Annotated in this window: 6 protein-coding genes and 1 rRNA gene; 5 read left to right on the forward strand and 2 right to left on the reverse strand. The window is 40.8% G+C overall.

What is annotated here, in order from left to right:
- Positions 1-200, forward strand: a 16S ribosomal RNA gene (locus tag PHQ42_04810); the annotation flags it as partial.
- Between the two features lie 263 nt (positions 201-463).
- On the opposite strand, the gene trpS is transcribed toward PHQ42_04810, so the two are convergent.
- Both trpS and PHQ42_04820 read right to left on the reverse strand, forming a co-directional pair.
- The gene (gene trpS, locus PHQ42_04815) at positions 464-1,447 is read right to left on the reverse strand and encodes a tryptophan--tRNA ligase (protein ID MDD5072024.1); all 984 of its coding nucleotides are present in this window, start codon (positions 1,445-1,447) and stop codon (positions 464-466) included.
- Positions 1,448-1,812: 365 nt separating this feature from the next.
- A complete protein-coding gene (locus tag PHQ42_04820) occupies positions 1,813-2,007 on the reverse strand; it encodes a hypothetical protein (GenBank protein ID MDD5072025.1) in 195 nt (64 codons plus the stop codon).
- 440 nt (positions 2,008-2,447) lie between these two features.
- Here PHQ42_04820 and clpP point away from each other — a divergent pair, with 440 nt between their 5' ends.
- The 4 genes from clpP to PHQ42_04840 all read left to right on the forward strand — a co-directional run bounded on the left by clpP (position 2,448) and on the right by PHQ42_04840 (position 6,594).
- A complete protein-coding gene (gene clpP, locus PHQ42_04825) occupies positions 2,448-3,026 on the forward strand; it encodes an ATP-dependent Clp endopeptidase proteolytic subunit ClpP (protein MDD5072026.1) in 579 nt (192 codons plus the stop codon).
- 443 nt (positions 3,027-3,469) lie between these two features.
- A complete protein-coding gene (gene rny / locus PHQ42_04830; GenBank protein MDD5072027.1) occupies positions 3,470-4,984 on the forward strand; it encodes a ribonuclease Y in 1,515 nt (504 codons plus the stop codon).
- Between the two features lie 128 nt (positions 4,985-5,112).
- The gene (locus PHQ42_04835) at positions 5,113-5,733 is read left to right on the forward strand and encodes a hypothetical protein (protein MDD5072028.1); all 621 of its coding nucleotides are present in this window, start codon (positions 5,113-5,115) and stop codon (positions 5,731-5,733) included.
- Between the two features lie 69 nt (positions 5,734-5,802).
- Entirely contained in the window at positions 5,803-6,594 is a 792-nt protein-coding gene (locus PHQ42_04840; GenBank protein ID MDD5072029.1) for a TIGR00282 family metallophosphoesterase, read from the forward strand.
- The last annotated feature ends 179 nt before the right edge of the window (positions 6,595-6,773 follow it).

The raw sequence follows: 6,773 nt of genomic DNA on the forward strand, positions 1-6,773 counted from the left end.
AGCCGGAATCGCTAGTAATCGTGGATCAGCTATGCCACGGTGAATACGTTCTCGGGTCTTGTACTCACCGCCCGTCAAGTCAAGGGAGTCGGCAATACCCGAAGACCCCGCTTTAAGCAGGGGCTAAGGTAAGGCTGGTAACAAGGACTAAGTCGTAACAAGGCATCCGTAGCGGAAGCTGTGGATGGATCACCTCCTTTCTAGGGAGATAATTCGGTGAAAAATCGAAATGTCGATTCTGCTGTCTTTTAGATGGTGGAAAATTGGCGCCTGCTAGCATTGAAATAACCAAAATAATAAAATAATATCACCGCCTAAGCGGGATCCCGCCCTTCAATAATTTTTGTATATAGTGGCGGGATAAAAATAAAATAACAAAAAACACGCAATTGAAGTCGCGTGTTTTTTGTTAAAAAATAAATTCGCAATAATCCTAAAAATCTCAAGAATCCCAAGAATCCTACTAGCTCACTCCAATTTTCTCTTTTACTCTCTTTAAGGTCTCATCCGCAATCGGTTTAATCTTCTTCGCTCCGTCTTCTAAAATCTTTTCCACTTCTTTGTCGCTAATCTTTTTATACCTTTCCTGAAAATCCGTCAGGAACTTCTTTACTACTTCGGCTAAATCTTTTTTAAAGTCGCCGTATCCTTTACCCCTGTATTTATCTTCCAGTTTTTTCATGGGCTCGTCAGTTAGTAAAGAATAAATGGTTAAAAGATTGGAAATAGCCGGTTTATTTTTTTCGTCAAACTTAATTTCTTTGCCGGAGTCAGTCACGGCTTTCATAATTTTTTTAGCCGCCGCTTTCGGTTTGTCCGTTAAGCCAACATAATTATATTCGCTCTCCGCGCTCTTACTCATTTTCTTGTTTGGGTCGTCTAAACCCATAATCCTTGCCCCCTCTTTCCTGATAACCACTGCCGGAATTTTAAAAGTCTCTCCGAACTGCGAATTAAACCGGCGCGCCAAGGTGCGGCAAAGCTCAACGTGCTGGGCCTGGTCTTCTCCGACCGGCACCGCGTCCGTATTATAAAGTAAAATATCCGAAGCCATTAAAACCGGATAATCAAAAAGCCCGACGCCAACATTTTCCTGTCCCTCGCCCGCCTTGTCTTTAAATTGGGTCATCTTATTCAAGTCGGAAATCCGAGCTACGCAATTTAAAATCCACGCCAGTTCCGTATGGGCGCTAATATCAGACTGCTGAAAAATAATTGATTTTTTCGGGTCTATACCGGAAGCTAAATAAATCTTGGCCACTTCAATAATTTTTTTCTTTAACACTTCCGGCCCCTGCTTTACCGTAATGGCATGATAATCAACCACGCAAAAAATACATTGATTTTTCTCCTGCATTACAACCCATTGGGCAATCGCGCCCAGATAATTACCAAGATGCAGATTACCGCTCGGCTGGACTCCGGAAAAGACTGTTGGCTTAGGCATATTTTTATAGTAAAAGTTATACTATTATTGTAATTTAATTATTGGTTTTAGGCAAGAAAAAGAAAAGGCAGAGACAAGACATTGTCTCATCTCTGCCTATAGCCAATTTACCCCGTTAGAAAGATACGATTTTCTATTGAGGTTTACATTAGGGTTAGATTTTAGAATAATTTCGGAGGGGTTTATCCCGCTAGAATTTCTAACGGGGTTTACTTCTCACCATTTCTTTTTTGGTGGTTTTTCATTCTGGCAATCCTGTCGCATTTCGGGCAACGCTTCACGGGTTTGCCGCCGGGCAAATAGAACGTTTTGATTCTTTCACCGTGTAAACTGCATTTCGTAGCCACGAACTCCCTCCTTGATTATCAGCCGCAGATACCGGGCGAAAGAGGTTTTTTGGGACCAAAAGGCCATTTTTGTTTCCCATTATTTCCCCATCCTTTACTGGGTTCTGGCTTGGCTTCAGCCGTTTTCTCCGTCGATTTTTCTGCCCGGCCGCATTCCGGGCAAGAGCCATTAACCATCTTCACTCCGCAATCAGGACAAGTCTTAACATCCATAATAAATCCTCCTTCTGTTAAAATGAACGATTTTAGGTTTAGGAAAATAAAAAAGCTTCCCATCTCTTAAATATAGAAAAAACTATATTCAAGGGACGGAAAGCTTTGCTTTACGTGGTACCACCCTTTTTCCCGCCTAATCTTTGTGCGCAAAAATTTGGCGGACACTTTTACTGACTTTGCCCTTGCGGGTAACATCAGTTAGCCTATGATTACGGAGGCAACCGGGTCTTCACTCGCGCAAAGACCACCTTGGCGTGCCCAACCCCGAATTGCTTCGGGACACGCTTCATTGGTTTTGTAATTTTTAAACTGCTAAATACATAATAGCACAATAAAAAATCCTGTCAACCATTGACATTTTATCCAATTTTCTATACAATTTAAACGTGAAATAAACATTTTTTATTTTTTATTTTTCATTTTTAATTTTCAAAAATATGCCTCTAATCCCAACTGTTATAGAAAAAGACGGCCATGTGGAACGGGCCTATGATATTTATTCACGGCTCTTAAAAGACCGGATTATATTTTTAGGCGAACCCATAACCGACCATGTTGCCAATATTATTATCGCCCAGTTTTTATTTCTGGATGCGGAAAGCAAAGACCGCGACATTAAATTTTATATAAATTCCCCTGGTGGATCCGTTACGGCCGGCATGGCGATTTACGATACGATGCAATATGTTAAATCCGATGTTTCCACTATCTGCGTCGGCATGGCCGCTTCAATGGGCGCGACTTTACTGGCATCAGGAGCCAAGGGAAAAAGATTTGCCTTGCCCAATTCGGAAATTATGATTCACCAGATTATGGGCGGAGCCGAAGGCCAGGCCACGGATATTAAAATCCGGGCCGAGCATATTTTAAAAATCAGGGATAAGATGAATAAAATCCTGGCTTTCCATACCGGGCAAAAAATTACGACGATTGAAAAAGATACTGACCGCGACCGTTTTATGGACGCGGAAGAAGCGAAAAAATACGGAATCATTGATAAAATAATTACGAAATAATTTTTTATTTCTTTATCAGGAGCTTAACTCCGAAGCTTCGGAGTTAAGCTCCTTTTAGTTTAATCTCGCTGTTTACGAGCAAGTTTAGGGACTTAGTCGCCACGGAGGCGACTAAGTCCCCATATTTCAGAATGTGATAATCCTTTCTCTCTTATTCAACCTCGGTTTTTCAAGCTCTTTACAAACCTTAAATCTTATGCTAAGATAATTTTACAAACTTAAATTATTAATGAATCATTGTTGTTAGGAAAAAGGAACAATTTTAAAAAATTTTTTCCAATAATCACCGGACAAACTCAATAAATTTGTGAAAATAACTAATTACTCTAGAATATTCTCTGGAACAAAAATCAAAAAATCGTTTGTCGGCCTTAAAGATTTAAGGCTTATTGGGTTGCGAAAAAATAGTTAAATAGGGCCTCCTAACAACAGAATTAAATTCTATGGAATATGTAATTTACCTTATTCTGGCTGTGGGCGGTTTTTTTATTGGCTATTGGCTAAGGAAAAAGCAAGCTTTAGGCCAGATTAACAGCGCCGAGGCCAAGGCGGAAAAAATTCTTAACGAAACCAAGACCAAGCAAAAAGAGTTATTACTCGTTGCCCAGGATAAAGCTTTAAAAATCATTGAGGAGTCTAAAAAAGAAGAAAACCAGCGCCGGCGGGAAATAAACGACCTGCAGACCAGGTTAGAAAAAAGAGAAACGGCTTTTTCCCAAAAGTTGCTTGAATTGCAGGAAAAGCAGCAGCAGCTTTATGACAAAGTTAATAAAGTTGAAGAGGTAAAAGAAAAAATAAAGCAGATTAGGGAAGAGCAGATGGCGAAATTGGAAAAAATCGCCAAAATGACAAAGGATGAAGCCAAAGAAGTCCTCTTAAAAAACGTGGAGGAAAAAATAAAAGAAGATTTGCTCGTCCGCATTAATAAACTAGAAAGAGAAGCAAGCGAAACCATAGACGAAAAAGCTAAAGACTTAATGACCGGAGCTATGCAGCGCTTAGTTTCCTCTTACACTCCGGAAATAACCACGACTACCGTTGACCTGCCAAGCGACGAAATGAAGGGCCGGATTATTGGTCGGGAAGGCCGCAATATTAAAGCTATTGAGCAGATAACCGGCGTGGAGATTATTGTTGATGACACACCTAACGCTATCACGATTTCCGGCTTCTCACCCATCAGGCGCCATATCGCCAAACGGGCTTTGGATTATTTAATAAAAGACGGACGGATCCACCCGACTAAGATTGAAGAAGCGATTGAAGAAGCCAAAAAAGAACTGGCTTTGGATATTAAAAAGGCCGGGGAAGAAGCTTTATATGAAATCGGCGTGGCCGGACTTGACCCGAAATTAGTCCAGATTATCGGCCGCTTAAAATACCGCTCAAGCTACGGGCAAAACGCCCTTAGCCATTCTATTGAAGTAGCCCATCTTTCCGCCCTCTTAGCCGAAGAATTAAAAGCCGACGTGACTCTAGCTAAAAAGGCCGGGTTATTGCATGATATCGGCAAAGCGGTTGACCATGAGGTGCAAGGCACCCATCCGGAAATCGGCCGCGATATTGCGAAAAAATTTAATCTCCCCCAGGAAGTTATTGACCCGATTGAAACTCATCACGACGACCATCCGCGCGGGCTTACTGCCGTAATCGTTAAAGTAGCCGACGCGATTTCCGCGGCCAGACCGGGCGCCCGCTATGATACTTATGAACGTTATATCCAGCGTTTAGAAGAACTGGAAAAAATCGCGACTTCCTTCCCAGGCGTGGAAAAATCTTACGCTATCCAGGCCGGACGGGAAGTAAGAGTTTTTGTCATGCCGGAAGAAATTGATGACCTGGCGGCTCATGATTTAGCCCGCGACGTGGCAAAAAAAATTGAAGCCGAATTAAAATATCCGGGAGAAATAAAGGTTAATGTCATCAGAGAAATGCGGGTAACGGAATACGCCCGATAGTTAAAAGTTAAAAAGTTAAAAGTTCATAAAGTACTATACCTAACTTTTTACTTTATAAACTTTATAACTTTTAACTGTACACATAACACACAACGCAAAAGTATTTATTTATTATTAACATAAAAATTATGAAAAAATTAATTACGTTAAGTTCCGCGCTGTTAGGCGTGATTTTTCTAGCTGGATGCGGCCAACAACAAGCGAGCCAAACTCAATCAACCTTGACTCCGTCTCCTGTGGTTGAGCAACCGACTCAGTCAGCTGCAACTCAACCAGTTCTAACAGTTCCAACCGCTCAGACAGCTGATGAAACTGCAAATTTGCAAACATATTCAAATACAAACTTAGGGTTTGAATTTCAATATCCAAAGAATTGGGCACAACCAACTATAACCGAAGGATTTTCTAGCGGTGGTTTTCCAAATGAAAAACCAAAGTGGTTGTTAAATATTGGCATTATCGGTAAAGGGCCATGCGAAGGAGCAGATTGCGCTCAATATACTCTTGAGGGTTTTTCTTATCTGGATTATAATTCCACCCTTGCTTCACTCCGAAAAAATGATTCTATTAGCGACATCAAGGAAATAAATGTTAATGGCTGGAAAGGCTTCTCTTATATTGAAGGCGGCCTAAGAGCCGATTCAACCGTTCTAATTCTTGGATCAGCACAAACATTAAAATTTGTTAATATTTGGGGCGAAAAAAAATATTTTGATCAAATGGTTTCCACTCTAAAACTCACAAATTAAATTCGCCTATGGCGAAATCTAAACGACGCATAAACGTTATGTGTTATGCGATATGCGTTACGCGAATATATGAACATTCTCTTCATCGGCGATATCAACGGCAAAATCGGTAGGCAGGCGGTCGCTAAAATTTTGCCTAAATTAAAAAGGTCTGAAAAAATAGACCTTGTTTTTGCTAATGCGGAAAATTCCGCTCATGGCACGGGCGTGACTGAAGACACTCTAAAGGAATTAATGGAAGCGGGCGTTGATTATTTTACCAGCGGCGACCACGCTTTTGATAAAATTAAACAAATTGACTGCTATGAAAAATTCCCTACCCTGCGGCCGGCTAATTATCCTTGCGCTGCTCCGGGGAAAGGGTACGCGGTTGTCGAAAAAGGAAAATATAAAATACTCTTAATAAACCTTATCGGCCGCGTATTTATGGCTCAAGATTATGACTGCCCTTTCCGGAAAGTGGATGAAATTCTGGCTAAGTTTACAAAAAAAGACATGCCTGCTATAATTATTGATATACATGCCGAAGCGACTTCGGAAAAAGTTGCTTTAAAACATTACCTTAACGGAAGGGCCAGCGCGGTCCTAGGAACGCACACACATGTTATGACGGCAGACGCGGAAATTTCTAAAGAAGGCACGGCTTATATAACAGATATTGGTATGGCGGGGTTTGCTGACGGCTGTATCGGGGTTGATAAAGAAGACATAATTAAAATTTTTTTAACCCAAATAAAACAGCCGCATACTATTCCGGAAAAGGGCCGAGCCATTTTTAACGCCGTGTTGATAACAATTGACCCAAAAACCGGCAAAGCCAAAACCATAAAACCGATAATTAAAACGATAAACATAGAATAGGTTAGTTAATTGGTTGACTAGTGATTAGGAGCATTTCAGCTACCTAATTACTAATTACTAATTACTAATTACTAATTAACTAAATGTATGAATAAAGCAGGACTAATTGAAAAAATAGCCGAGGAAGCAGATGTGCCCAGGAAGAAAGCCGAGGATATGATTGAAAATCTGGTAAAGAC

Source organism: Patescibacteria group bacterium (genome assembly GCA_028711655.1).
In the GTDB taxonomy this organism is placed as follows: domain Bacteria; phylum Patescibacteriota; class Patescibacteriia; order Patescibacteriales; family JAQTRU01; genus JAQTRU01.